We start from the raw sequence: 25330 nt of genomic DNA on the forward strand, positions 1-25330 counted from the left end.
GGTTATTCTTTTAAGTTTTGGAGAAATAATTTTAGGGTTCCAGGTTTTTTTAATCCGGGTTCAGTTTCGAATTGGCTGTTGAGGTCAATGGCTGTGCAATTTTTGGCATAATCTTTTTTGAGAAACTCTTTTAATTCTGTAATGCTTTCAGTTCCGATTCCTCCGCTTAGAAAGTAGGGTTTGTCTAAATTGTATTGTGCTAAAAGTTGCCAATCGAAAGAGGTGCCGTTGCCGCCATAATTTGCTCCTTTGGTGTCGAATAAGTAATAGGAGCAATTACTTTTGTATTTTTCTAAATCTTTAAAATTAAATTGGTTATCAATTGAAAACGATTTGATTACTTTAACTAAATTAGTTTCGATTTTTGAACAGAATCCCGGACTTTCATCACCGTGCAATTGCACCAAATCCAGCTTATATTGATTTACTTTTTTTTCAATCTCTTCAAATGAAGCATCGACAAACACACCAACTTTCTGAATCGATTTATCCAACTCGGGAATCTTATTGTCAAAGTTTCTAGGCGATTTTTCATAGAAAATGAAACCCAAATAATCAGGTTGAAAAGCCGCTATTTCGACAATGTTTTCAGGAAACTTCATACCGCATATTTTGATTTTGGTTTCCATTATACTTTCAGTTGATTGATGAATTGTTCCAATGCTGCTCCGGGATTATCCGTTTTCATAAAGTTTTCTCCGATTAGAAACCCTTGAAATCCTTGACTTTTTAGCAATTTGACATCTTCGGGTTTACTTAAGCCACTTTCGGATATCTTGACAAAGTCATTCGGGATTTGGGTCACCAAATCAATACTATTCTGCAAACTCACTTCAAAGGTCTTGAGATTTCTATTGTTCATGCCAATGATATCAAGGCTTGGCATGATGCTTTTTTCTAATTCTTCGAGATTGTGAACTTCCAATAACACTTCCAAAGCAATCGAATGGGCGAATTCTGAAAGGGTTTTGATTTCGGCTCTTGTCAAAACCGCGGCAATCAGCAAGATAGCATCGGCACCGTTGGCTTTGGCTTCCAAAATTTGATACTCATCAATGATGAATTCTTTGCGCAATAATGGCGTGTTTAGGGAAGCTTTCGCCAAAAGTAAATCGTCTAAGGAACCGCCAAAATACTGACTGTCCGTCAAAACCGAAATCCCGCTCGCACCTGCATTTTCATAACCTTTTACGACTTCTTCTACAGCTAAACTGTGATTTATGGTCGCTTTTGAAGGCGAACGGCGTTTGTGTTCGGCAATAATTCCGAAAGGTGAGTTGATGATAGATTTACTTAACGAATGGGTTTTGGTGTTAAATAAATCGCTGTTTTCCAATTGGTTTATAGTAATGATGCTTTTTTTCAAAGCCACTTCTTGTTTTTTACTAGCAATGATTTGATTTAATATATTCATGACGCTTGACTGATTTGTTGGAGTTTTTGCAATTTCTTTAAGGCTTTTCCCGATTGTAAACTTTCTTTGGCTTTCGCAAAAGCAACTAAAACGCTACTGTTTTCAACGGTTGCTATCGCCATCGCGGCATTGGCACAAACCACATTTTGCTGCGCTTCAGTACCGTTTCCGGAAATGATTTTCATAAAAATATTCGCTGATTCTTCGATAGTTGTTCCGCCTTTGATGTCTTCAAAAGCTAATTTGGATAAGTTGAAATCATTGGCATTCACCATACTTTCCGAAGATTTGGTAATGATTTTTGCCTCAGCGGTTAGCGAAATTTCATCATAACCGTCTAAAGCATGAAGAATCGAATAGTTAACCGTGGTGTTTTGGTACAAATACGCATACATACGCGCCAATTCTAAACTAAAAACACCTACCAATTGGTTCTTGGGAAACGATGGATTTACCATGGGTCCGAGCATGTTGAAGAAGGTTTTTACGCCCAATTCTTTTCGAATCGGTCCAACATTTTTCATGGCAGGATGGAATAACGGTGCGTGAAGGATGGCAATGTTAGCTTCTTCAAGGCATTTGGTTAAAAAATCTTTGTCGTTGCTGAATTTCACCCCTAAAGTTTCCATCACATTACTCGAACCCGAAATAGACGAAACTCCGTAATTACCGTGTTTGGCAACATGAATTCCCGCACCGGCTGTGACAAAAGAAGCTAAGGTGGAAATATTGAACGTGTCTTTGCCATCGCCGCCGGTTCCGCATAAATCGATGGTGTTATAGGCAGAAAAATCTATTGGTATGCAAAGTTCCAAAAGCGCTTCTCGAAAGCCGGAAAGCTCTTCGATGGTAATGTTTCGCATCATATAAACTGTTAGGAATGACGCAATTTGACTCGGATTGTATTGCCCTAAAGAGATGTTGACCAAAACGGTTTTGGCTTCTTCTTTGGTTAGGGTTTCGTGATTGATTAATCGGTTTAAAATAGTTTTCATGATACTTAGTTTTAGTGAACTGCCGAGAATCGACAGCGTAAAAGTTTACCGTCGACGTGCAGCAGACAGCAAACTAAGCGTTAAGCCAGTTTTTTAAAATGGTTTTTCCGTGAGGCGTGAGCACGCTTTCGGGATGGAATTGGACGCCTTTGACGTCGAAGGTTTTGTGTCGGAGTGACATGATTTCGCCGTTTTCATCGGTAGAAGTGATTTCTAAAGTTTCGGGGAAATCATCGGGATTGACTACCCAAGAATGGTAGCGCCCGACTTCAAATTCGGCAGGCAAATCATTGAAAAGAGATTCGTCAGAAACCGTTTGATTTACTTTAGTAGCCACGCCGTGATAAACTTTATCAAGATTGGTCAGGCTTCCGCCAAAAACTTCTCCGATGGCTTGTTGGCCTAAACAAACACCCAAAATGCTTTTGGTTGCGGCATATTTGGCAATGATCAATTTCAACAAACCGGCTTCGTCCGGAATTCCCGGACCAGGCGACAGAAGGATTTTGTCGAAAGATTCAAGTTCTTCTAATTCCAATTCGTCATTGCGAAAAACAGTCACCTTTCCGTCCAAATCTTCGAGATAATGAACGAGATTATAGGTGAAACTGTCGTAGTTGTCGATAACGGCTATCTTCATGATGGTGTAAAGTTAAATGGTTTCTGCTAATTCCAAAGCATTATTCAATGCTCTTAGTTTGTTGTATACTTCCTGCATTTCGTTTTCTTCGCTCGAACTCTCTACAATTCCGGCGCCGGCTTGGTAATGCAGTTGGTGGTTTTTGGATAAAAATGTCCGAATCATAATGGCGTGATTAAAGTTGCCTTCAAAGTCCATAAAGCCAATCGCGCCGCCGTAAAACGTTCGGTTCGTATTCTCAATACTTTCTATCAATTGCATCGCTTTGTGTTTTGGAGCACCGCTTAAAGTGCCGGCAGGAAACGTATTCGCTACCAACTGCATCGCACTTCCGCTTAACTTTCCGGTTACTTTTGAAACGAGGTGAATCACGTGTGAAAAGAACTGGACTTCTTTGTATTTCTCGACTTTGACTTCGGTACAATTCCGGCTTAAATCATTTCGAGCTAAATCGACCAACATGACATGTTCGCTTATTTCTTTGGCGTCTTCGGATAGTTTTTTGGCCAAATCGGCATCTTGCTCGTCGTTCCCGGTTCTTTTAAAAGTTCCGGCGATTGGATGGATTTCGGCGTGGTTGTTATTAATAACGAGTTGCGCTTCGGGCGAAGACCCAAAAATTTTGAAATTCCCGTAGTCAAAAAAGAACAAATAGGGCGAAGGATTGATGTTGCGCAAAGCACGATAAACATTGAACTCATCGCCTTTAAACGCTTGCGAAAATCTTCGGGACAACACTAATTGGAACACATCGCCGCGGTGGCAGTGTTTTTTGGCTAAAGTCACATTGGCTTTAAATGCTTCGTCGGTTAAGTTGGAAATGGCTTCGCCTTCTTTGGTAAAACTATAACTGGCGAAGGTTTTGGTTTGCAATAATTGCTCTATTTCCTTGATATTATTGGTATTGTCGATACTGTGGCAAAAAATATAGGCTTCGTTTTTGAAATGATTGATGGCAATGATATTTTGGTAAACGGCATAGAACAATTCGGGAATCGCTAAATCATTTGCTTTTTTGACAATCTCAATTTTTTCGAAATATTGTACGGCATCGTAACTGATATAACCAAACAAACCATTATTGATGAATTTGAAATGGTTTTTTTCGGGTTGGAATTGCGACGCGAATGTTTCGATTGCTTTGGGCACATTCGTATCAATTGAAATAACTATTGTTTCTGAAGTTCCATCGGGAAAAGTCTTTACAATGCAATTGTTTTCCAATTTGATGGAAGCGATAGGATTGCAGCAGATATACGAAAAACTGTTGTCAGCCGTGTGATAGTCGCTGCTTTCGAGCAAAATGCTGTTGGGGAATTTGTCTCTGATTTTCAAATAAACACTCACCGGCGTTATGGTATCGGCCAGGATTTGTTTGAAGTTGGTATGGAGTTGATAGGTTTTCATAGTTCATTTTTTAGCATAAAAAAAAGGCTTGTCGTGAATGACAAGCCTTTTCGGATATTTAGATTTTAAAATATACTCGTAGCAGACTATTTCACGACGTTCGACGTAAACTATTCCACCACCAAGTATTGTTTAAAATGTTATTCATTTTCTTTCTGTATAAGGCAAATGTAATTAAGTGTTTTTAATTTTCAAACATAAAAAATAAAAAAACCTCGAAATTTTTTTCGAGGTTTTGATTTCATAACAATAATTCCCTGATTAGAACTGTAATTTTACAGCCAATTCGAAATCGTCATAGATGGCTTTGTCTCCGATACTTTCGAAGAAGCTTTTAGAGTTGTATTTGATACCATATTTGGTTCTGTCTACTTTGAAATTAGTAGTGGCAGTGTTTCCTTTTACAGTCAAGTCAAAAGATACAGGATTGGTAATTCCTTTGATGGTTAAATCTGCGGTAACACCATAAACACCATTTCCTTTATCGGCAATTTTAGTGAATTTTAAAGTAGCGGTTTTAAATTTGTCAGTACCAAAGAAGTCATCAGCTTTTAAGTGACCGTCTAGTTTTTCTTTCCATTCTCCAGATAAATCGGTAGCGGTTAATGATGTCATATCAACAGTAAAGCTACCACCGCTTACTTTTTTTCCTTTGAAAACCAAAGCCCCGTCTTTAAAGTTTACAGTTCCGCTGTGTTCTCCGGTTACTTTTTTACCAACCCAGTTGATGGTGCTTTTTGAAGCATCAATTTTTTTAGTTTGAGCGTTAGCTACTGTTGTTCCTAAGGCAACGAATAAGGCAATTGCGATTGTTTTTAAATTTTTCATTGTAAATTAATTTTAGTTATAGATTATAAATTGATAAATAATTCTTCGTTTGATTTACGCACTTTAGCGTAGTTTTGAGTGGCATCTTCTGCATGACGGTAACCAATGGTTGCTACCAGTGAAGCGTTTAATCCTAAAGCTTCTAATCCCAAAATTTCATTGAATTTATCTGCTTCAAAGCCTTCCATGGGAGTAACATCGATACCTAATTCAGCTGCGGCATTCAACAAATTTGTCAAAGCGATGTAGGTTTGTTTGGAAGTCCACACGTTTCTGTTTTCTACAGGGAGAGATAAAATTTTAGATTTCATAAAATCACCGTAGCCTTGTAAAGCATCGGCGGGTAAACCTCTTGTAACAGCAATATTATTGATGTGTGCGTCAATTTGAGCATCGCCAAAATCGGTAATGTTGGCAAATACCAGTAAGTGCGAAGCTTCGGTAATTTGAGATTGTCCCCAAGCTACAGGTTGCAATTGTGCTCTTACTTCCGGATTTTCTACAAAAATTACTTTGTAGGGTTGCAGTCCGTAAGAAGAAGCGCTTAAGCGAACGGCTTCTTTTAGGGTATTTAAATCTTCTTCAGACACTTTTTTAGTAGCATCAAATTTTTTAGTGGCGTAACGCCAGTTGGCATTTTTTATAAAGTTACTCATAGCTGTTTTTAATTTATTTTTCTGTATTTTTCTAATAATGTATTTAGTTGTTCTAATTCTGTTTGGTTCAAATTGGCAGCAAAAATTTGCTCATGTTCATTTACTTTAGGGTCTAATTCTGTCAAAACAGCCAGGCCTTTTTGGGTAATTGAAACTTCAATTTTTCTACGGTTGTCCGGGCAAACTTCTCGTGTCACAAAATCTTTTAGCAATAGTTTGTCTATCAATCGGGTAGTGTTACTGTTTTTCGCAATCATCCGTTCTTGAATAACACACATATTGGCCGGATTGCCTTTTTGTCCGCGTAAAATTCTCAGCACATTGTATTGTTCTCCTGATAAATCATAAGGTTTCAAAATTTCGTTAAACTTTTCGCTAATTACATTTTGGGTATACATAATGTTCAGGATAACTTTCTTGGCGTCATCCATGGCTACTGTCGATTTTATGATCTCTTCGATTTTCATAATTACATTTACAATATTTGTAGGTACAAATTTAAAACATTTTTTATTTGTATATACAAATGTTTAGTTATTTTTTTGTTAAAATTATATTGAGCTTCTAAGTTAATTAAATGTTGAAATTTAGAATTTGCCCTTCAGAATTTATTATTTTTGAAAAAAATAACATCATGGATTTATCACAACAAGACTGGAAGGCGCAATTAGACAGAGATCAGAACGCTGTAATTTTAGACGTGAGAACGGCTGATGAATGCAGTGAAGGTTTTATTCCCAAGGCCATAAATATTGATATTTATAAAGGACAAGGTTTTATTTATGCTTTGGACGAATTGGACAAAAGTAAAAACTACTATGTGTACTGTAAAGCCGGAGCCCGAAGTGCACAAGCTTGTCAGATTATGACCCAAATGGGTTTTGAAAACACTTATAATCTTGAAGGTGGTTTTATGAATTGGAAAGGAGATGTCGCTTTTTCAACGGAAGGTTAATTTGTAACAAATGAATATTCCAACTTCAAATAAACCCCGTGTTGTCATCATAGGCGGTGGTTTTGCCGGGATTGCTTTGGCAAAAAAACTGAGAAACAAGAGTGTGCAAGTTGTTTTATTAGACAAACACAATTACCATACTTTTCAGCCTTTGTTATACCAAGTTGCCACCGGCGGATTGGAAGCAGGTTCGATTGCTTATCCTATTCGGAAAGTGATTCAGGAATACCCCGATTTTTATTTTCGCCTCACATCAGTAAAAGAAATTGATACCAAAGAACAAAAAGTGATCTCCGAGATTGGCGATTTGCATTATGATTATTTGGTTATTGCTACCGGTTCTAAAACCAATTATTTTGGCAATAAAGAAATCGAACGCAATTCGATGTCGATGAAAACAATTCCGCAATCGTTGAACATTCGCAGTTTGATTTTGGAAAATTTTGAACAAGCTGTTTTATTGAAAGACGAAGCTGAGAGAAACCTGTTAATCAATTTTGTTTTAGTCGGCGCCGGACCAACAGGAGTAGAGCTGGCAGGTGCTTTGGCCGAAATGAAAAAAGCCATCCTGCAAAAAGATTACCCCGATTTAGACATTTCAAAAATGGAAATCAACTTAATCCAAAGCGGCGATAGAGTTTTGAATACCATGAGTGAGAAATCTTCTGTGGCTGCTGAGAAATTCTTAGTCGATTTAGGCGTGAAAGTTTGGAAGAATGTCCGCGTGACCAATTACGATGGAAGAACCATTACCACCAACACCGATTTGACCTTTGAAACTGCCACATTAATTTGGACCGCAGGAGTACAAGGCGCAGCCATTCGCGGATTGGATGCTAAATCTTTGGTAGAAAAAGTGGAGCGGATTAGGGTAAACGAATTCAATCAGGTGAAAGGGTATGACAATATTTTTGCCATAGGCGATATCGCTTCAATGGAAACCAAAGAATTTCCTCAAGGTCATCCGATGATGGCACAACCGGCTATGCAACAAGGTAAGCTGTTAGGAGACAATTTGGTTCAACTAATCAGCGGCAGAATTATGACGCCGTTTGAATATAACGACAAAGGTTCGATGGCCACTATTGGACGAAACTTAGCCGTAGTTGATTTACCAAGTTATCATTTTAGTGGTGTGTTTGCTTGGTTTGTTTGGATGTTTGTGCATTTGTTTTCCTTAATCGGTTTCAAAAATAAAGCGGTAGTTTTTACTAATTGGGTTTACAATTACATTCGCTTTGACCGCGAAGGCCGACTGATTGTGCGTCCGTATAAAAAAAGAAGTTTTACTACGTTTACCAGTGATGAGATATAGCCGATGAAAAAAACCTTCTTCTTGTTACTGGTTTTCTTGGTGATTTCTTGTAAATCAACTTATCTCGATGCCAAGAAATCTCCGGTTTTATTGGATATCAATAAGGAAACCGACGACAATGCTTTTGTCAACCTCAAAAATTATAGCAACGATTTTGTATTTGATATGAAATACGCCACGACCGATAATTTTTTAAACGAAAAGGTTTATCCGTGTGGCGAGTGTTTTTTGCGAGTTAAGACTGTAAAATCTTTATTGGAAGCCAACAAAGCGTTTTTGGACAAAGGTTACCGTATTAAGCTTTACGATTGTTACCGACCAATAGCCATTCAAAAGAAAATGTGGAAAATCGTACCGAATCCGACTTATGTAGCCAATCCGAAAAAAGGGTCGATTCACAACAAAGGCGGTGCAGTTGATATTACTTTGGTAGATTCTGCCGGAAATGAATTGAATATGGGAACAAAGTTTGATTTTTTCGGCGAAGAAGCTAGTCACAATTACCTTAATCTTTCCGAAGAAATCTTGGCCAATAGAAAGTTTTTAAAAGAAATCATGCTCCGACACAACTTTAAATCCTTTGATTCGGAATGGTGGCATTATAATTTGACTAACAGTTCTGCTGATGCAGTTTCCAATCAAAAATGGCGCTGCGAAGATTAATTGTCAAGACACTTCAAATAGTCAATGAAGTAAGTTTCGGGTTCATAGACTTTCTGATCCAATTCCGAAACAAAAGCGGTTCTGAATGGATAATCAATCACTTCTCCGGCAAATTTTATTCGCATAAAAGTCACGGGAGATGTTTTTAAATCTTCAAAATTTTCTTTGGTGAAATAAAATGTAGCAGAGGTAATTCTGTTATTACCACTTTTTTCATCGCGGAGTAAATTGCCGCAAGTTTCGGTTCCTGGGTAGAATAAAGTCACAATTTTGCCGTTATTTAATTGCAAATAAATTTTAGAATTAGCATCATAACAAAGGGCTTTGATAAAATCCTGACTGCGTTGTAAAATTTGAGTTTCCAAACCTAAAACACCATTGTTGCTTGATAAAGCAAAAAAAATATCAGTAGAGTTTCCGGCAAAACTTCTTTCAAAAACAATGTATTGTTTGGTCGATTTATAAGTGCCCAAACTATCTTTAATATCATTGTCAATTTCGCAAGGTTTTTGGGCAAAAGCAGTTAAATTAAGGAACAGAAATAAAGCAAAAAACGTATTCTTCATGAGTTTATGGTAATTTGCTGCAAAGTAAAACTATTTTATGGTTATTTATATCGGTTGTAAAAAAACAATACAAATTTCCACCGTCTTTAATTTTCCACTTTTTGCGAATGCTTTCCACTGAATCGGGAAAATTTCTTGTGGTGATATTGGCTTTTTGATTTTCAAGAAATGTTTTCATTTCGTTTTTGTTGTAACCTATGAGCTGCTCAATTTTAAAACGACGTCCCGGAAAATCAATCAGCGTTTCGGAAGTATACAAATGGGAATGTTGCTGTAATTTAGCCAGGCCAAACTGAGCGGAAACCATCTCAAATCCCCCCGATTTCATGATGGCGGCGTTGGGTTCGTATAAGTATTTTTGAGGTAAACTAAAGTTGGCTTGATGATTGGAATAAAGTTCAAAACTGAATTCCTCCGTTTTAGTTTTTAAGAGATTGACAGTGATGATTTGGGTTTTATCGTTATAGCCTTTCTCCAATACCCAAAGCAATTCTTTGACTTCATTTTCTAAAGCTACAATATGTATGGCTTTCACATTTTTCAATTCCGATAAACCAGCAGTTAGGTCTAATAACGGAGCGGTTTTTATCATGATATTGGACGCAAATTGAAAATAAAAATCGAGATTCTCAGGAACATTCGGCAAACAATCCTTCAGCATAAATACCTTCCCTTTGGCTTCACTTCTTCGAGATGGATCAATGTAAATCCAATCGAGTTTAGGTTTTTGAGCCTCTAGAATATCATAACTATCGCCCGAGAAGCATTGAATATTAGTGATATTTAGCTGCGCAAAGTTATGCTGTACCATGGCTGAAAGCTCGTCGTTGATTTCGCAATGGATGACTTGGGTTATTCTTTGGGCAAAATAAAAATCATCTACACCAAAGCCGCCGCTCAAATCCATTAAAAAATCTCCTGAAACCAATTGTGATTTGTAAGCGGCTGTTTTTTCAGAAGAAGTTTGTTCTACCGAAATCTTGGAAGGATAAATAATGTTCGATGTTTTAAACCAGGTTGGCAACTTGGTTTTAGCCCTTTGTTTCGCCGCAATTTGATTGAGAATAGCTGTATAATCGGTATTGGAAAATGGATGCTTTTGCAAAGCCAGATGATTGACATCAGCTTCAATATTGTTGCGAATGAATTCCTGAATTGCTTCAGTCAATATGGATTGATCCATACTACAAGTTTTTGGTTAAAAGCTTGATAATTTTATTTTCGGGGAAGAATTCTTTGCCAAAAACCTTAAGAATAGTGTAAAAAGGAATGGCAATAATCATCCCAACTATGCCAAAAAGAAAGCCTGTAATCAATACGACCAGAAAAATTTCCAACGGATGAGAACTCACACTTTTAGAGAAAATCAACGGCGAAGAAACATTGTTGTCGATTAATTGTACAATCCAAAAGCCAATCATTACATAAATGGTTACCGGTAAAATTTGGGTTTGAAAATCTCCGCCTAAATTGCCTAACATGGTTAAAATAGCAGCTACAACAGAGGCAATCAGCGGTCCTATGTATGGAACAATATTCAATACAGCACATAAAAAAGCGATAAGAATAGCATTTTCTACTCCGAAAATAAGCAACACTATCATATACAAAATAAACACAATAAACAATTGGAGTAGCAACCCTATAAAATAGCGCGATAATAAATGATTGATTTGGTGTAATGAGTTTAGGATTTTGTCTTCCTGGGCATCGGGCATTAAATGTTTGGCACTAATAATGAATGACAATCGGTCTTTAAGAAAGAAGAAAGTAATGAATAAAACAGAGGCCAAACCAATTCCAAAACTGCTGATGGTTAAGATAATGCTATTGAACAGTTCCGGGATAAAACTGAAGTTTATTTTAGAACTAATATTGGCTTCTTTAAAAAGGCGAGAGGAATCTATGCCATGACTGTCTAAATAGGCCGCTATTTTATTGATTAATTCCAACGTGCTTTTTTCAATTTCTGTGGTATTTAAAAGAGACAAGTTTTCACCTTGTGCCGTTATTAGCGGAATAAACATGGATAGTAAACCAAAAATAAGAAGCATGAAAATGGTCAATGTAGCGATGGTTGCAGCAATATGGTTGAATTTGAGTTTTCTTTTAAAAAAATCGAGAATCGGATTTCCGATTAAGGTCAAAATAAAAGCAACAACTAAATAGATTAACACCGCTTGTATTTGGTATAAAAAATATAAAGCTAAGGCTGTTAATACAATAATTCCAACTCCTTTGACTATTCCGAGAGCAATTGTTTTTGAAGTTACCATAGTATATAATTTTGACTAAAAGTAAAAAAAAACTCGTCTAGTTAAGCAAACCAGACGAGTTTTTCCAAATTTATGTTCAATAATTATTATGGCTGCGCGAAAGAGAATCTTGGTCCTCCTGAAAGGAAGATAGCATCCATTCTTGCTTTTTGACCTAAAGTAAACATGTACATTCCTCTGTCATCTGTATAGTCCATGTAGTTCATAGTCATTTCTACCGGAGTTCCAGAACAAGTACTGTAGTGAGGATAAGTTGGAACCCCATAGTTAGCAGTATTGTGTGTTGGTGTGTCGGCAACTTGGTCAGTTCCGCAAGTTGTATCACCCCAAATGTGACGTAAGTTCATCCAGTGACCTACTTCGTGAGTAGCTGTTCTTCCTAAGTTGTAAGGATAGGCAGCGCCTGAATTGCTGGTAACACCTACATATTTAGAATCTACAACCACACCATCAGTTGCTGATGAACCACCAGGGAATTGAGCATAACCTAAAATTCCGCCACCAATAGTACAAACCCAGAAGTTTAACTTAGTAGTTGGAGAAGTTGGATTGATTCCGCCGCTTTTAGATTTTTTCATAGCATCTCTGGTTCCCCAAGAGGTTTTAGTAGTAGATTTTCTGATGATTTGATCTAAAACGAAAGTAATTCCAACATTAGCTTTTACACCTGAAAATAAAGCAGGAACTTGGTTGTAATCTGAGTTTTGGGCGTTAAAATCAGCATTCAACACGTCAATTTGAGACTGAATTTGAGCATCGGAAATGTTTTCTGCAGCAGTTCTGTAAAGTACATTTACTACAACCGGAATTTGAATTTGACCATTTACCAAACGGTTTTGCAACATAGCGTTTTCGGTAAATTCTTCAATTTGATTCATGCGCAAAGCCAACTCAGGGTTTTCTTGTAATTGTCTTTCTAAAACTTCATGCGAGACACAAACTCTTTTTGAGGCTCTTGCTTCAGTGTTTGTTGCTTTATCATCCTCTTGACAAGAAAACAACAATAGCAAAGCTGCTAACGATAAACAGATTTTTTTCATTATTATTTAAAATTTTGGTTAATTAGTTACTGCAATTTTATAGAATAAGAATTTAATATGAAAAAAAAGCAATAGAAGTTTTCAACAAATCGATGAACAACATCAATTTTTAAGTTTTGGGGATATGCTGCCTATTATAATAAAGAAATAAGCTACAAATTTTTAATTGTTGAAAATGTAGTTTAGAATATTAGCGCCCATTTTTAAGGCTTTCTCACGAACTTCTTTGGGGTTGTTATGCACTTCAGCGTCTTCCCAGCCGTCGCCTAGGTCGCATTCGTAAGTATAAAGTAATACCAAACGACTCTCAATAAAGATACCAAAAGCTTGTGGTCTTTTGTTGTCATGTTCATGGATTTTAGGCAATCCGGATGCAAAAACATTAGGCTTTTGAAAAATGGGATGATTGGCCGGAATCTCAACCAAATCATTATTAGGAAATAGTCTTTTGATTTCTCTGCGAATGTATTGATCCATTCCATAATTGTCGTCGGCATGCAAAAAACCTCCGGATAGCAAATAATTTCTCAAATTCACAATTTCAGCATCGCTAAAAACCACATTGCCATGTCCGGTCATGTGTACAAAAGGATAACCAAAAATATCAGGACTTCCGGGTTCAACCGTAGCAGGTTTGGCTTTGATATTGGTGTTGATAGTTTGATTGGCGTATTTTATCAAATTGGGTAACGAAGTAGGATTGGCATACCAATCGCCACCGCCATTGTATTTTAGCAAAGCAATTTCTTGCGAAAAGCCCAATGAGGTTACCAATAATAAAAGGAAGCCTATTTTTTTCATATATCAAAAATCAGAAACGTTAATCATTAATTTTCATTGCTAAATACTACACTGTGACAAGCTACCACAGCGGCTGTTTCAGTTCGCAAACGTGTTTGACCCAAAGATACAGGAATATAGTTTTGCTCAAGCGCCCATTGGATTTCTTTAACAGAAAAATCACCTTCCGGACCAATTAGAATAATAATGTTTTCTTTGGATTTTATTTCGTTTTTCAATGATTTTTTATCGGTTTCTTCGCAATGCGCAATGAATTTTTGCCCTTTGTATTCTTTTTTAAGGAAGTCTTTGAATGTTATAGGGTTGTTTAATTTAGGCAAATAATAATGCAATGATTGTTTCATCGCACTTTCCAGTATCTTCTGAAATCTATCGGTTTTAATTACTTTTCGTTCCGAATGTTCACAAATAATCGGCGTGATTTCTTGTATGCCGATTTCAGTGGCTTTTTCTAAAAACCATTCATAGCGTTCGTTCATTTTGGTCGGTGCAACAGCCAAATGCAAATGGAATTTCGGTTTTTCTTGTTGCTCAAACGAGTTGATTTTAACCGTACATTTATTATCGGAAGCGATGGTAATTTCGGTTTTGAATAAAAATCCTAATCCGTTTGTTACAAATAAAATATCACCTTCTTTTTTACGCAGTACTTTAATGATGTGTTTGCTTTCTTCTTTGTCAAAAACAAAAGAAGTAGCCGTTTCATTAATCGATGGATTGTAGAATAATTGCATGGTTTAGAATTCGATTCGCGCCTTTGAAACGACAGCTGAATCGGTGAACTTATCGTGTAAATATTTTTGGTAACCTACAATGCCAATCATAGCGGCATTATCGGTAGTGTATTCAAATTTCGGAATAAAAGTTTTCCAACCGTATTTTGCCTCAGCCGCTTTCAAGGTTGTTCTGATTCCCGAATTGGCCGAAACACCGCCACCAATGGCTATTTGCTTGATTCCGGTTTCGGCTACAGCCAATTGCAATTTGTCCATCAAAATTTCGATAATTACATTTTGTACTGAAGCACAAATGTCGTGTTTGTTTTCTTCAATAAAATTAGGATTGTTGAATACATTTTTCTGAACAAAATACAAAATTTGTGTTTTCAATCCGGAGAAGCTGAAGTCTAAGCCATCCACTTTAGGTTTGGTAAACGGATATTTTTTGGGGTTGCCTTCTTTGGCAAATTGGTCTATCAATGGTCCGCCGGGATAGGGCAGACCGAGTATTTTTGCGGTTTTATCAAAAGCTTCTCCAACAGCATCATCCGTGGTTTCGCCTATGATTTCCATGTGGAAATAGTCATTTACTTTCACAATTTGGGTATGTCCGCCCGAAATGGTCAGTGCTAAAAAAGGAAAAACAGGTTTGTCAAATCCTTCTTCATCAATAAAATGAGCCAAAATGTGAGCATGCATGTGATTTACGGCAATCAACGGAATATCTAATGCCAAGGCCAGAGATTTGGCGAAAGACGAGCCTACTAAGAGCGAACCCATTAATCCCGGACCTTGCGTAAAAGCTATGGCTGAGAGTTGTTCTTTATTGATTCCGGCTTTTTTCAGTGCAACATCAATTACGGGAACAATATTTTGTTGGTGAGCACGCGAAGCCAATTCGGGAACAACGCCACCGTATTCTTCGTGTATATTTTGTCGGGCAACAACATTAGACAACACTTTATCATTACGCAAAACAGCCGCTGCAGTGTCATCACAGGAACTTTCAATAGCCAGAATAAAAACTTCTTCGGTATGCATAAAAGGCACAAATTTTGATTTATATTTGACAAGCCTACGGAAAATCAAAAATAATGATTTTTTGCAAAGGTAATTTTCTTTCCTAAGTCACACACCATTTGGAAAAAAATAAAAAAAATAGCAAGTTAAAGAAAGTCAGAAAGATTATAATACGCACCATTGTTGCGCTGTTATTGTTATTACTACTAACGGCTATTGCGCTTTCCTTACCGGTTGTACAGACCAAGATTGCCCATTATGCGACTGATAAACTCAACAAGGATTTTGGGACCAATATCAATATAGATGAAGTCGCCATTACTTTTTTTGGCGGCGTAAAGTTGAAAACCGTTTTGGTTTTAGACCATCACCAAGATACTTTGATTTATGCCAAAAGAATCAAAACCAGTATTTTAGATTTTAAAAACCTGGTGGATGGCAAATTAAAGTTTGGCGACTTGCGATTTGACGATTTGACGCTTAATATTGTCAATTATAAAAAAGAGAAAGACACCAACTTAGATTTGTTTGTAGCGGCTTTTGATGACGGAAAACCCGGTTCCGGAAAGTTTTTGATGACTTCAGCTAATGTGTATGTGAAAAATTCCCATTTCACCATGACCGATTACAATCGGGCCAGTCCTAAAGATGTTGATTTCACTCAATTAAATGCACGTCTTGAAAAATTTCAAATCAAAGGCCCCAATGTAACGGCCCGAATTGCTGAGATGGCTTTTAAAGACCACAGGGGTTTATTGGTGCGAAACCTGACTTCTGATTTTGGTTACACCAAGAGAAACATCAGCTTGGAAAATTTAACGCTTAAAACTGATGAATCTTATTTGGAAGGCAAAGTAATTTTGAGTTACAGTAGAGAAAATAAGGATTTCAGCGATTTTAATAACAAAGTATTGTTTGATGTAAAACTCGACAAAGCAACACTTTCTACTAATGACATTCGTTATTTTTATGCTGAATTGGGTAAGAATAAAATATTCAATCTCCAAACAAAGGTTAAAGGAACGCTCAACGATTTTTACGCAACCAATTTATACCTCAAAGACGATAAAAATTCCATCATTAAAGGTGATGTCAATTTTAAAAACTTATTTCCCCGAAGTCCGGGCGCTTTTTACATGAAAGGCGACTTTGATAAAATTACTTCCAATTACACCGATTTAACCAAACTTCTTCCCAATATTCTTGGAAAAAAGTTGCCTACATCATTGCAAAAATTAGGTCAGTTTTATTTTGTAGGCAAAGCAGAAGTAACGCAAAAATACATCAACGCCGATTTTGTCATGAATACTGCTCTGGGTATAGTTGAATCGGATTTGCACATGACTGATATAGATAATATTGACAATGCCAAATACAATGGTTATGTAATCTTAGACAATTTTGATGTAGGCAGTATGATAAACGACAAATCTATAGGTAGAGTGAGTCTGGATTTGGATGTTGACGGAAAAGGATTTACCCAAAAATACCTGAATACCTCGTTTGTTGGAGATATTTTTCAAGTACGTTACAATGGTTATGACTACAGTAACATTATTGTAGACGGTTCTTTTAAACAACCTATGTTTAAAGGAAAAGTAATCGCCAATGATCCAAATTTATTCATGGATTTCAATGGAACCGTAGATTTGTCTCAAAGGGAAAAAATATATGATTTTCACGCCAAAATTGACTATGCTAATTTGGTGAAGCTAAACTTTATTAAAGATTCTATTTCGGTATTTAAAGGTGATATAGTAGTCAAAGCCACCGGAAATTCAATGGATAATTTAAAAGGGAATTTGTTGTTGACCAATTCTTCCTATCAGAATAAAAAAGATATTTATTTCTTAGATTATCTTGAAATGAATTCCAACTTTGACAATACAGGAGAAAGAACCATTACTATTAATTCACCGGACGCGATTGAAGGATCGGTAATTGGAAAATACAAATTCAATCAAGTACAGAAGATGACAGAAAACGCCTTAGGTACTTTTTATTCTAATTACAAGCCCAATAAAGTCTTGCCCAATCAATACTTGAAATTCAATTTTGCGATCAATAGCAAGGTTATCGAAATTTTCAACCCCGACATTACTTTGGCTCCCAATACTGTTTTGAAAGGAAATATAGGTTCTGACACTAAGCAGTTTGCGCTCAATTTTAATTCGCCCAAAGTTTCGGCATACAATAACACTTTTGATAATATTTTGGTACAAGTAGATAACCAAAACCCTTTGTATAACGCCTATGTACAAATGGATTCTATTAAGACTAAGCATTATAAAATCAGAGATTTTAGCATGATTAATACTTTTTCTAAAGACACTTTGCGTTTTAGAACTGAGTTTAGAGGCGGCAAGAACGGACTTGATTTTTACAACCTCAATCTTTACCACACGATTAACAAGGACAATAATAATGTGGTTGGATTTGACAAATCAGAATTGCAATTCAAAGATTATCTCTGGTATTTGAACGAAAAAGAAGAGGCTGAAAGCAACCAAATTGTTTTTGATAAAAAACTAAAAAACTTTGCGTTTGAAGACTTAGTCTTATCACACGAAAATCAGCGTATCAATTTTATCGGACTCATAAAAGAAAGTCAATCCAAGGATTTGCAACTCACTTTTGACAATGTCAATTTGAACAAAGTCACACCCGATGTAGAAAAATTTAGGTTTGACGGAAATTTGACAGGTAAAATCAACTTCAAACAAAGCAGCACCGTTTTCCAACCAACTTCGAGTTTAAAGATAGATAGTTTGTCGGTAAACGCCATTCCGTTAGGAAATTTGAATCTTAATATTGAAGGCGATGAAACACTGCGTAAATTTCATATTGTATCCAATTTAGAAAATGAAAACTTTGATTCCTTCAATGCCGATGGGGATATTGAAATTATTGACAATCAAACATTCCTCGATGTGGATTTGAGTTTTGATAAATTCAATTTGGGTATTTTGAGTAAAATAGGCGGAGAGGTGATTACTAATATCAGAGGTTTTGCCTCGGGTAATGCCCGAATTGACGGAAACATCAATAGTTTAGATTACAACGGTCGATTGTACATCAACGAAGCCGGTTTGAAAATTCCTTACTTGAACACGGATTACCAATTTGTAAATAATTCAATAGTAGACGTCACCGAGAATAAGTTCATTATCAGAGAAACTACCATAACCGACACGACATTTGATACTAAAGGAACATTAAGTGGTTTTATCAAGCACAAGCAATTTGGAGATTGGCAGTTGGATTTGGCCATCAATTCTAACCGACTTCTGGCTTTAAACACCAAAGATACTGAAGATGCGGCTTATTACGGGAAAGCTTTTATGGATGGATCGGCTTCCATCAAAGGACCAACAGAGAATTTGATGATTAGTGTTAATGCGGAATCAGCCAAAGGAACCGACATTAAAATTCCTATCAATGAAGCGGAATCGGTAGAAGAAAATAGTTTTATCCACTTCATAACCCAAGCAGAAAAAAATAAAAACGGAAAAGACAAGCTAGCCCAAAATAAAAAGTACAACGGACTTGAATTGGATTTCAATTTTGAAATCAATAAGAATGCAGATATCGAAGTAATACTCGACAGAGATTCGGGCCACGGAATGAAAGGAAAAGGATATGGAACTTTGTTGTTTAGAATCAATACTTTAGGAAAGTTTGAAATGTTTGGAGACTTCATCGCTTTGGAAGGTTCTTATAACTTTAAATACGGCGGATTGATAGGAAAAGAATTCACGGTTAAAAAAGGAGGTTCGATTATTTGGTCGGGTGATCCAATGGCCGCAATTTTGAATTTAGAAGCGGTATATAGTGTGCCAGGCGGCGCTAATCCTGCTCTTCTTATTGATAATCCGTCCTTTAATAAAAAAGTGGATGTTGAAGTTGTTATTGGTGTAAAAGGGAATTTAACCAGTCCGGACCCGGATTTTAATATCAATTTCCCAACGGTTGGCAGTTCGCTAAAATCAGAAATCCAGTACCAGTTAGACGACAAAGATAAACGCCAAACCCAAGCTTTGTATCTCTTATCAACCGGTAGCTTTTTGAGTCAGGAAGGTGTTGATCAAAACCAATTGTCTAATAGTCTATTCGAAAAAGCCAGTAGCCTTTTTAAAGACATCTTTTCAAGTGATGGAGATAAAATTTCGTTTGCCCCGGAATATGTGGTAGCAGACCGATTGCAAACCGGCCAACAAACCGATGCCAGAGTTAATGTTAATGTATCGTCCAAGATAAATGAACGCATCACCGTGAACGGAAAAGTAGGTGTGCCGGTTGGTGGTATTTCAGAAACTGCTATTGTCGGAGATGTAGAAGTTCAATACCGTGTTAATGATGACGGAACATTAAACTTACGTGTATTCAACAAAGAAAATGATATCACTTATATCGGCCAAGGAATAGGGTATACCCAAGGAATAGGAATGTCTTATGAAGTTGATTTTGACACTATGAAAGAATTAATCAATAAGATTTTCAAGAATGCTAAAATAGACAGAGCCCAAAAAACAAAAAACCATGCCGACCAGGATTCTGACTTGCCGGAAGGAATTCAATTTACCAAACCTGAGGATAAAAAAGAGCCTAAAAAAGTCCAGCCCAAACCAAATCAGGATGGAATTCCTACCGAGGATTAGTCACTTCTTTAAAACGCACCAAAAAACTTATCAACGAAAACGATTGAATTGCACTCATTTTATTAATATATTAATAATATGAGCAAAAAACTACTTTGTCTTTGCTAATTTTACATTTTAATACGATAAAAATGTCTAAAAGCATAAAAAAGATTGGAGTTTTAACTTCAGGTGGTGATTCACCGGGAATGAATGCTGCTATTCGTTCTGTTGTCAGAACATGTGCCTATCACAACATAGAGTGTATAGGGATTTACAGAGGTTATCAAGGAATGATTGAAGGCGATTTTAAAGAAATGGGTCCGCGTAGTGTAAACAATATTGTAAACAAAGGCGGAACGATCTTAAAATCGGCGCGTTCCAAAGAATTCATGACCAAAGAAGGTCGCCAAAAAGCCCATCAAAATTTAGTAAGCGCGGGCGTTGATGCTTTGGTAGTTATCGGCGGTGACGGTTCGTTTACCGGTGCCGAAGTATTCAATGAAGAGTATGGTTTTCCGGTAATGGGAATTCCGGGGACTATTGACAATGATATTTTTGGTACCAGTCATACTTTAGGATACGATACCGCTTTGAATACCGTGGTTGAATGCATTGATAAAATCAGAGATACGGCCAGTTCCCACAATCGATTGTTTTTTGTAGAAGTGATGGGAAGAGATGCCGGTCATATCGCACTTAATGCCGGAATCGGAGCAGGAGCTGAAGAAATTTTGATTCCCGAAGAAGATTTAGGTTTAGACAGACTATTAGAATCACTTCAAAAAAGTAAAGCTTCCGGAAAATCTTCCAGCATTGTGGTGGTAGCCGAAGGAGAAAAAATGGGAAAAAATGTATTCCAACTCAAAGATTATATCGAAGAACATTTACCGGAATACGACATCAGGGTTTCGGTTTTAGGTCACATGCAACGCGGTGGTTCACCATCTTGCTATGACAGAGTATTGGCCTCAAGATTGGGCGTAAAAGCAGTTGAATCTTTGTTAGAAGGGAAAACCAATTTCATGGTTGGCGTATTGGCCGATAAAATAGAACTCACACCTTTGGAACAAGCCATCAAAGGTCATTCTGAAATAGATAGAGAATTGCTCAGAGTTTCTGATATCATGTCCACTTAAAAAAAGTAAGTTCGGTTATTTGTTGATTCGGTAATTCGAAAATTTAACAAATAACCAAATAACCAAATAATCAAATTAACAATAAAAAAAATGTCAAAAGTAAAATTAGGAATCAACGGTTTCGGAAGAATTGGAAGAATTGTTTTTAGAGAAACTTTTAATAGAGATAATGTAGAAGTAGTAGCCATCAACGATTTATTAGATGTAGACCATTTGGCTTATTTATTAAAATATGACTCAGTTCACGGTCGTTTTAACGGAAAAGTAGAAGTTAAAGACGGTAAACTATATGTAAATGATAAATTCATCAGAGTTACAGCAGAAAGAGATCCGAAATTAATCCAATGGGATGACAAGGATGTTGATGTAGATGTAGTAGCAGAGTGTACAGGTTTCTTCACTACAGTTGAAACTGCAAAAGCCCACATTGATGGTGGAGCCAAAAAAGTGGTGATTTCAGCACCTTCTGCTGATGCTCCAATGTTTGTAATGGGTGTAAATCACGCTGAAGCAAAAGCCACTGATTTAGTAGTTTCCAATGCTTCTTGTACTACCAACTGTTTAGCACCATTGGCCAAAGTAATCAACGATAATTTCGGCATAGTTGAAGGTTTGATGACTACGGTTCACGCCACAACATCAACACAAATGACGGCTGACGGACCATCAAGAAAAGACTGGAGAGGCGGACGTGCTGCCAGTGTAAATATTATTCCATCTTCTACAGGTGCGGCTAAAGCAGTTGGAAAAGTAATTCCTGCATTGAACGGAAAATTAACCGGAATGTCTTTCCGTGTGCCAACTGTTGACGTTTCTGTAGTGGATTTAACGGTAAAAGTGGCTAAAGAAACCTCTTATGAAGAAATCATGGCGGTATTGAAAAAAGCCTCTGAAAACGAATTAAAAGGAATTTTAGGATTTACAGAAGATGACGTTGTATCTCAGGACTTTGTCGGCGATTCAAGAACATCAATTATCGATGCTAAAGCTGGAATTGGTTTGAACTCAACCTTCTTCAAATTGGTTTCTTGGTACGATAACGAATATGGTTATTCAAGTAAATTAATTGATTTATCAGTTCACATCGCAGGTTTAAAATAATAAATAGAAAAAATCCCGTTATCTTTGTCGGTATCGGGATTTTTTATACCTAACAAACAACCAAACCGAAATAATAAAGAGAATTAAGTTTTATCATTTGGACTCCCGTTCAAATTCGTAATTCCTAATTCGTAATTCCTAATTAATTATGAAATTATTAGTTGACAGTGGTTCTACCAAAGCCGATTGGATTGCAATTGATGACAACGGAAAGGTGCTTTTCACCACACAAACTTTAGGTCTGAACCCTGAGGTATTAGATAAAGATGCTATTATCGAAAGACTTAATGATAAATTCGATATCGAACACAATAAAGATAAAGCCTCACACCTGTTCTTTTACGGAGCCGGTTGCGGTACCGACAGAATGAAAATTTTCCTGACCAAAGTGTTTGAAGAATATTTCAGAAATGCGGTGGTTTCAGTTCATGAAGATACTTATGCGGCCGTTTATGCCACAACACCAAAAGACGAGAAAGCTATTGTTTGCATCTTAGGAACCGGTTCTAATTGCAGTTATTTTGACGGTAAAGTGTTGCACCAAAAAGTGCAATCGTTAGGGTATATAGTGATGGATGACGGCTCCGGAAATCGTTTTGGAAGACATTTAATCCGTGGACATTACTTCAATAATATGCCCGAAGATTTGGCCAAAGAATTCGAAGATGAATACAACCTTGACGCTGATTATATCAAAGCTAATTTGTACAAAGAAGACAATCCTAATGCTTACTTAGCGACTTTTGCTAAGTTTATTATCAAGCACAAAGACAATCCGTTTTGCAAAAAAATCATAAAAAAAGAATTGAAATCATTCGCCAAAAACTATATCATGCAATTTGACAATTGCAGAGAAGTTCCGGTGCATTTCGTAGGTTCTATTGCGTTTTATTTGAAAGACGAATTGGAGCAGATTTTAGCCAAATACGACATTAAAATAGGCAACGTACTCCGAAGACCAATTGATGGTTTGATTGCTTACCATATTTTGAATAAATAGAGATTAAAATCCCGATGCTGTCGGGATTTTTTATTTTAAATCAAATTTATTATTGTTAGAACTCTTTTTCTATTTGCCATAAAGAAATCTCAGGCGGACCGGCTAAAAAGTTTCGGGCATTGGTAATAAATTCTTGTAAATGCGGTGTTTTCATATGCTCGTTTCCATAGTAAGCAGCATCTTGCCATTCTTCATAAAGCAAAATATTCGTTGGATCTTTTGGGTCAACGTGGAGTTTGATACTCACAAAATTCGGTTCTTTTTTAACTTGCTCAATCAGAGTAGTTAAGTTATTAATGGCTTCAGCACTTTTGTCGGGTTGGGTTTTATATTTGACCAAAACAATAGTGTTTTTTGAAGTCAGTGTTGATTCTGTATTCCAACTCAGACAAAGGAATGCTGCAAACAGAACAACAAACGGGAATGCTTTTTTTATTGTTTTCATAAAGTTGCATTTTTGGTTATACGGTAAAGGTATGCAATTGATATATATTGAATACAAATAAAAACCCTTTAAAGCTTTCACCCTAAAGGATTTACTAAATATTGTTATGATTAATCTCAGACTGTAATTTATGATTATTGATACTATCCTAAGGCTATTCTTTTATGAATTTGATACTTTCAAGATTGTCAATTTTAACAATATATAATCCTTTGGCCAAATTTTCAACATTTATTTTTTTGTTTTCGGACAACGGTGATTCGTTTATTATCCTTCCGTTTATGTCGGTGATTTTTATTGGAGTTCCCGTTTCTACATTTTCAAATGTGATGAAGTCTTTTGCCGGATTAGGGTATAGTTTTATTTTATTAATGTCATAATTAGCATTTTCTAATGCATTTCCGTAGTTAAATTTGGAAACAAATATGATGTTACGCAATTGTGTGTCATTTGTCCCGGAGATTACAACACCATTATTGATTAAACTTATTTGGTCTCCATATCGATTATCATAATTTGATAAAAATTGCTCTCCGTTATTGGCAAAATTTAAATCGGGTTGCCCTGTAGTTAGTGTGCGTGTAAACTTTAAATATGGCACAGTTGAATTATTGATTGTAATTAATGCTAATGGTTTGTCATCGGGTTGTAAACTAACTGTATTGCCAAAAAAATTGGCAAACCCGTTAGAGCCATAGGTAGTGTCTTGTGTAAAATCGGGATTGTAACGATACACTTTTTTTGTGTAACTTGGATAGCCTAAATAAGTCACATGCAACAAAAGTTTGCCGTCACTTTGCATCCCTAAAAAAGTGCCGCCTTTTGTACTGTCCGGATTAATTTCAATGGGTTCCGGAATACCATCGGTACTAAAGCGCACCACTTTAGGGGTTTCCCAATAAAATGAGGCATAATGATAAACCATAATACCAATGATGATTCTTCCATCAGGTTGAATATATATACTACTGGGATTATTACGACAATTATTTTCACCAATTAAAGTATTGTTGGTGTTAAACGAGGTATCAATTTGACCATTAGGAAGAAATCTTTTAACGTTTATTCGAGAGTTTTCAGTGAACATTGACACATAAATGGCGGCAATGATTTTTCCGTCATCTTGAACAGCGATGTTGCACCCACGTCCGTTAATACCAGGCTGAGTATTGGAATAGGTAACAAGGCTACCGTTATTGCCAAAACTAGTATCAATACTGCCATCGTTATTGTATTGGTTTATGATTACATCATTAAATGAGACAATTAATTTATTACTCGGATTAAGTAGTATCTTTTGAACAGGTTTGTCCATCAGGATAACTCCGTTACTTCCAAAGGTTGAATCTAAGGTTCCGTTGGTGTTATAGCGCACAATAAATCCTTTATCCGTAGCTCCTTGATAGGTTTCTGCTCTGCGACCACCAACTATAATTTTGCCATCATTTTGAACAACTTGGGTTAAAATGTAAGTAGAGTAAAAACCTAAATTGGTTTCCACGATCCCATTCGTTCCAAAACTAGTATCTACACTAAGCGATTGATATTGTGAATAGCCACTGAAAAACCAAAGCAGAAATAAAAGGCTAATATTTTTCATAAAGATTGAGTTAGAGGACAAGATTAATGTGAATTAATAGTGCGTACATGACATAAATATAAAAAAAATCCTTTACTGTATGACAATAAAGGATTTATTATTTTATAAAACTG

General features: G+C 36.4%; 24 protein-coding genes. 7 read left to right on the forward strand and 17 right to left on the reverse strand.

Going from position 1 to position 25330, the window contains the following annotated elements; all coding sequences use genetic code 11:
* Positions 1 to 2: 2 nt before the first annotated feature.
* From P7V56_RS07235 to P7V56_RS07270, 8 genes are all read right to left on the reverse strand, one after another.
* The gene (locus P7V56_RS07235; protein ID WP_240976636.1) at positions 3 to 629 is read right to left on the reverse strand and encodes a phosphoribosylanthranilate isomerase; all 627 of its coding nucleotides are present in this window, start codon (positions 627 to 629) and stop codon (positions 3 to 5) included.
* A complete protein-coding gene (gene trpC / locus P7V56_RS07240; protein ID WP_171222476.1) occupies positions 629 to 1414 on the reverse strand; it encodes an indole-3-glycerol phosphate synthase TrpC in 786 nt (261 codons plus the stop codon). Before trpC ends, P7V56_RS07235 begins: the two co-directional genes overlap by 1 nt.
* Complete coding sequence (gene trpD / locus P7V56_RS07245; RefSeq protein WP_171222477.1) at positions 1411 to 2409, reverse strand: anthranilate phosphoribosyltransferase; 999 nt, start codon at positions 2407 to 2409, stop codon at positions 1411 to 1413. Before trpD ends, trpC begins: the two co-directional genes overlap by 4 nt.
* A gap of 73 nt (positions 2410 to 2482) precedes the next feature.
* The gene (locus P7V56_RS07250) at positions 2483 to 3052 is read right to left on the reverse strand and encodes an anthranilate synthase component II (RefSeq protein ID WP_370529620.1); all 570 of its coding nucleotides are present in this window, start codon (positions 3050 to 3052) and stop codon (positions 2483 to 2485) included.
* Between the two features lie 9 nt (positions 3053 to 3061).
* A complete protein-coding gene (locus tag P7V56_RS07255) occupies positions 3062 to 4456 on the reverse strand; it encodes an anthranilate synthase component I family protein (RefSeq protein ID WP_171222479.1) in 1395 nt (464 codons plus the stop codon).
* A gap of 261 nt (positions 4457 to 4717) precedes the next feature.
* On the reverse strand, positions 4718 to 5284 hold the full coding sequence (locus tag P7V56_RS07260; protein WP_171222480.1) for a YceI family protein: 567 nt from the start codon (positions 5282 to 5284) through the stop codon (positions 4718 to 4720).
* Between the two features lie 23 nt (positions 5285 to 5307).
* A complete protein-coding gene (locus tag P7V56_RS07265; RefSeq protein WP_171222481.1) occupies positions 5308 to 5940 on the reverse strand; it encodes an NAD(P)H-dependent oxidoreductase in 633 nt (210 codons plus the stop codon).
* 8 nt (positions 5941 to 5948) lie between these two features.
* Positions 5949 to 6407, reverse strand: a complete 459-nt coding sequence (locus tag P7V56_RS07270; protein WP_171222482.1) for a MarR family winged helix-turn-helix transcriptional regulator — start codon at positions 6405 to 6407, stop codon at positions 5949 to 5951.
* 167 nt (positions 6408 to 6574) lie between these two features.
* Between P7V56_RS07270 and P7V56_RS07275 the strand changes: the two genes are divergently transcribed.
* Genes P7V56_RS07275 through P7V56_RS07285 form a run of 3 tightly spaced genes read left to right on the forward strand, consistent with a single transcriptional unit; the run spans position 6575 to position 8873 of the window.
* On the forward strand, positions 6575 to 6895 hold the full coding sequence (locus tag P7V56_RS07275) for a rhodanese-like domain-containing protein (protein WP_171222483.1): 321 nt from the start codon (positions 6575 to 6577) through the stop codon (positions 6893 to 6895).
* A 10-nt stretch (positions 6896 to 6905) separates the two neighbouring features.
* The gene (locus P7V56_RS07280) at positions 6906 to 8210 is read left to right on the forward strand and encodes an NAD(P)/FAD-dependent oxidoreductase (protein WP_171222484.1); all 1305 of its coding nucleotides are present in this window, start codon (positions 6906 to 6908) and stop codon (positions 8208 to 8210) included.
* A 3-nt stretch (positions 8211 to 8213) separates the two neighbouring features.
* Positions 8214 to 8873, forward strand: a complete 660-nt coding sequence (locus P7V56_RS07285) for a M15 family metallopeptidase (RefSeq protein ID WP_171222485.1) — start codon at positions 8214 to 8216, stop codon at positions 8871 to 8873.
* Here P7V56_RS07285 and P7V56_RS07290 read toward each other — a convergent pair.
* From P7V56_RS07290 to tsaD, 7 genes are all read right to left on the reverse strand, one after another.
* Positions 8870 to 9439, reverse strand: a complete 570-nt coding sequence (locus P7V56_RS07290) for a hypothetical protein (RefSeq protein ID WP_171222486.1) — start codon at positions 9437 to 9439, stop codon at positions 8870 to 8872. The genes P7V56_RS07285 and P7V56_RS07290 overlap by 4 nt on opposite strands.
* Positions 9440 to 9443: 4 nt before the next feature.
* Positions 9444 to 10622, reverse strand: a complete 1179-nt coding sequence (locus P7V56_RS07295; RefSeq protein ID WP_171222487.1) for a THUMP-like domain-containing protein — start codon at positions 10620 to 10622, stop codon at positions 9444 to 9446.
* Position 10623: 1 nt separating this feature from the next.
* Positions 10624 to 11715, reverse strand: coding sequence for an AI-2E family transporter (locus P7V56_RS07300; protein WP_171222488.1), 1092 nt, complete (start codon positions 11713 to 11715; stop codon positions 10624 to 10626).
* An 86-nt stretch (positions 11716 to 11801) separates the two neighbouring features.
* The gene (locus P7V56_RS07305) at positions 11802 to 12755 is read right to left on the reverse strand and encodes a zinc metalloprotease (protein WP_171222489.1); all 954 of its coding nucleotides are present in this window, start codon (positions 12753 to 12755) and stop codon (positions 11802 to 11804) included.
* A 162-nt stretch (positions 12756 to 12917) separates the two neighbouring features.
* Positions 12918 to 13556, reverse strand: coding sequence for a DUF4159 domain-containing protein (locus tag P7V56_RS07310; protein ID WP_171222490.1), 639 nt, complete (start codon positions 13554 to 13556; stop codon positions 12918 to 12920).
* Positions 13557 to 13582: 26 nt separating this feature from the next.
* Positions 13583 to 14290 (reverse strand): 16S rRNA (uracil(1498)-N(3))-methyltransferase, encoded by a 708-nt coding sequence (locus P7V56_RS07315; protein ID WP_171222491.1) that lies wholly within the window; start codon positions 14288 to 14290, stop codon positions 13583 to 13585.
* 3 nt (positions 14291 to 14293) lie between these two features.
* Positions 14294 to 15316 carry a tRNA (adenosine(37)-N6)-threonylcarbamoyltransferase complex transferase subunit TsaD gene (gene tsaD, locus P7V56_RS07320; RefSeq protein WP_171222492.1) on the reverse strand — a complete coding sequence of 341 codons (1023 nt, stop codon included), beginning with the start codon at positions 15314 to 15316 and terminating at the stop codon, positions 14294 to 14296.
* Between the two features lie 98 nt (positions 15317 to 15414).
* Here tsaD and P7V56_RS07325 point away from each other — a divergent pair, with 98 nt between their 5' ends.
* The 4 genes from P7V56_RS07325 to P7V56_RS07340 all read left to right on the forward strand — a co-directional run bounded on the left by P7V56_RS07325 (position 15415) and on the right by P7V56_RS07340 (position 23172).
* Entirely contained in the window at positions 15415 to 19953 is a 4539-nt protein-coding gene (locus P7V56_RS07325) for a translocation/assembly module TamB domain-containing protein (protein ID WP_240976638.1), read from the forward strand.
* 131 nt (positions 19954 to 20084) lie between these two features.
* A complete protein-coding gene (gene pfkA / locus P7V56_RS07330) occupies positions 20085 to 21071 on the forward strand; it encodes a 6-phosphofructokinase (protein WP_171222493.1) in 987 nt (328 codons plus the stop codon).
* Between the two features lie 90 nt (positions 21072 to 21161).
* Positions 21162 to 22172, forward strand: coding sequence for a type I glyceraldehyde-3-phosphate dehydrogenase (gene gap / locus P7V56_RS07335; protein ID WP_171222494.1), 1011 nt, complete (start codon positions 21162 to 21164; stop codon positions 22170 to 22172).
* 148 nt (positions 22173 to 22320) lie between these two features.
* Complete coding sequence (locus tag P7V56_RS07340) at positions 22321 to 23172, forward strand: BadF/BadG/BcrA/BcrD ATPase family protein (protein WP_171222495.1); 852 nt, start codon at positions 22321 to 22323, stop codon at positions 23170 to 23172.
* Between the two features lie 55 nt (positions 23173 to 23227).
* On the opposite strand, the gene P7V56_RS07345 is transcribed toward P7V56_RS07340, so the two are convergent.
* Positions 23228 to 23617 carry a putative quinol monooxygenase gene (locus tag P7V56_RS07345; RefSeq protein WP_171222496.1) on the reverse strand — a complete coding sequence of 130 codons (390 nt, stop codon included), beginning with the start codon at positions 23615 to 23617 and terminating at the stop codon, positions 23228 to 23230.
* Positions 23618 to 23771: 154 nt separating this feature from the next.
* Positions 23772 to 25217, reverse strand: a complete 1446-nt coding sequence (locus tag P7V56_RS07350) for a T9SS type A sorting domain-containing protein (protein ID WP_171222497.1) — start codon at positions 25215 to 25217, stop codon at positions 23772 to 23774.
* Positions 25218 to 25330: the final 113 nt, after the last annotated feature.

Origin of the sequence: Flavobacterium sp. IMCC34852, assembly GCF_030643905.1 — a bacterium.
Taxonomy (GTDB): Bacteria; Bacteroidota; Bacteroidia; order Flavobacteriales; family Flavobacteriaceae; genus Flavobacterium; species Flavobacterium rivulicola.

Excerpts from the sequence above, each read along its gene's own strand:
- P7V56_RS07260 (WP_171222480.1), bottom strand. The coding sequence starts at position 5,284 with ATGAAAAATTTAAAAACAATCGCAATTGCCTTATTCGTTGCCTTAGGA.
- P7V56_RS07270 (WP_171222482.1), bottom strand. The coding sequence starts at position 6,407 with ATGAAAATCGAAGAGATCATAAAATCGACAGTAGCCATGGATGACGCC.
- P7V56_RS07255 (WP_171222479.1), bottom strand. The coding sequence starts at position 4,456 with ATGAAAACCTATCAACTCCATACCAACTTCAAACAAATCCTGGCCGAT.
- gap (WP_171222494.1), top strand. The coding sequence starts at position 21,162 with ATGTCAAAAGTAAAATTAGGAATCAACGGTTTCGGAAGAATTGGAAGA.
- P7V56_RS07275 (WP_171222483.1), top strand. The coding sequence starts at position 6,575 with ATGGATTTATCACAACAAGACTGGAAGGCGCAATTAGACAGAGATCAG.
- P7V56_RS07315 (WP_171222491.1), bottom strand. The coding sequence starts at position 14,290 with ATGCAATTATTCTACAATCCATCGATTAATGAAACGGCTACTTCTTTT.
- P7V56_RS07285 (WP_171222485.1), top strand. The coding sequence starts at position 8,214 with ATGAAAAAAACCTTCTTCTTGTTACTGGTTTTCTTGGTGATTTCTTGT.
- P7V56_RS07305 (WP_171222489.1), bottom strand. The coding sequence starts at position 12,755 with ATGAAAAAAATCTGTTTATCGTTAGCAGCTTTGCTATTGTTGTTTTCT.
- P7V56_RS07350 (WP_171222497.1), bottom strand. The coding sequence starts at position 25,217 with ATGAAAAATATTAGCCTTTTATTTCTGCTTTGGTTTTTCAGTGGCTAT.
- P7V56_RS07300 (WP_171222488.1), bottom strand. The coding sequence starts at position 11,715 with ATGGTAACTTCAAAAACAATTGCTCTCGGAATAGTCAAAGGAGTTGGA.
- trpD (WP_171222477.1), bottom strand. The coding sequence starts at position 2,409 with ATGAAAACTATTTTAAACCGATTAATCAATCACGAAACCCTAACCAAA.
- tsaD (WP_171222492.1), bottom strand. The coding sequence starts at position 15,316 with ATGCATACCGAAGAAGTTTTTATTCTGGCTATTGAAAGTTCCTGTGAT.
- pfkA (WP_171222493.1), top strand. The coding sequence starts at position 20,085 with ATGTCTAAAAGCATAAAAAAGATTGGAGTTTTAACTTCAGGTGGTGAT.
- P7V56_RS07280 (WP_171222484.1), top strand. The coding sequence starts at position 6,906 with ATGAATATTCCAACTTCAAATAAACCCCGTGTTGTCATCATAGGCGGT.
- P7V56_RS07345 (WP_171222496.1), bottom strand. The coding sequence starts at position 23,617 with ATGAAAACAATAAAAAAAGCATTCCCGTTTGTTGTTCTGTTTGCAGCA.
- P7V56_RS07310 (WP_171222490.1), bottom strand. The coding sequence starts at position 13,556 with ATGAAAAAAATAGGCTTCCTTTTATTATTGGTAACCTCATTGGGCTTT.
- trpC (WP_171222476.1), bottom strand. The coding sequence starts at position 1,414 with ATGAATATATTAAATCAAATCATTGCTAGTAAAAAACAAGAAGTGGCT.
- P7V56_RS07290 (WP_171222486.1), bottom strand. The coding sequence starts at position 9,439 with ATGAAGAATACGTTTTTTGCTTTATTTCTGTTCCTTAATTTAACTGCT.
- P7V56_RS07295 (WP_171222487.1), bottom strand. The coding sequence starts at position 10,622 with ATGGATCAATCCATATTGACTGAAGCAATTCAGGAATTCATTCGCAAC.
- P7V56_RS07235 (WP_240976636.1), bottom strand. The coding sequence starts at position 629 with ATGGAAACCAAAATCAAAATATGCGGTATGAAGTTTCCTGAAAACATT.
- P7V56_RS07340 (WP_171222495.1), top strand. The coding sequence starts at position 22,321 with ATGAAATTATTAGTTGACAGTGGTTCTACCAAAGCCGATTGGATTGCA.
- P7V56_RS07265 (WP_171222481.1), bottom strand. The coding sequence starts at position 5,940 with ATGAGTAACTTTATAAAAAATGCCAACTGGCGTTACGCCACTAAAAAA.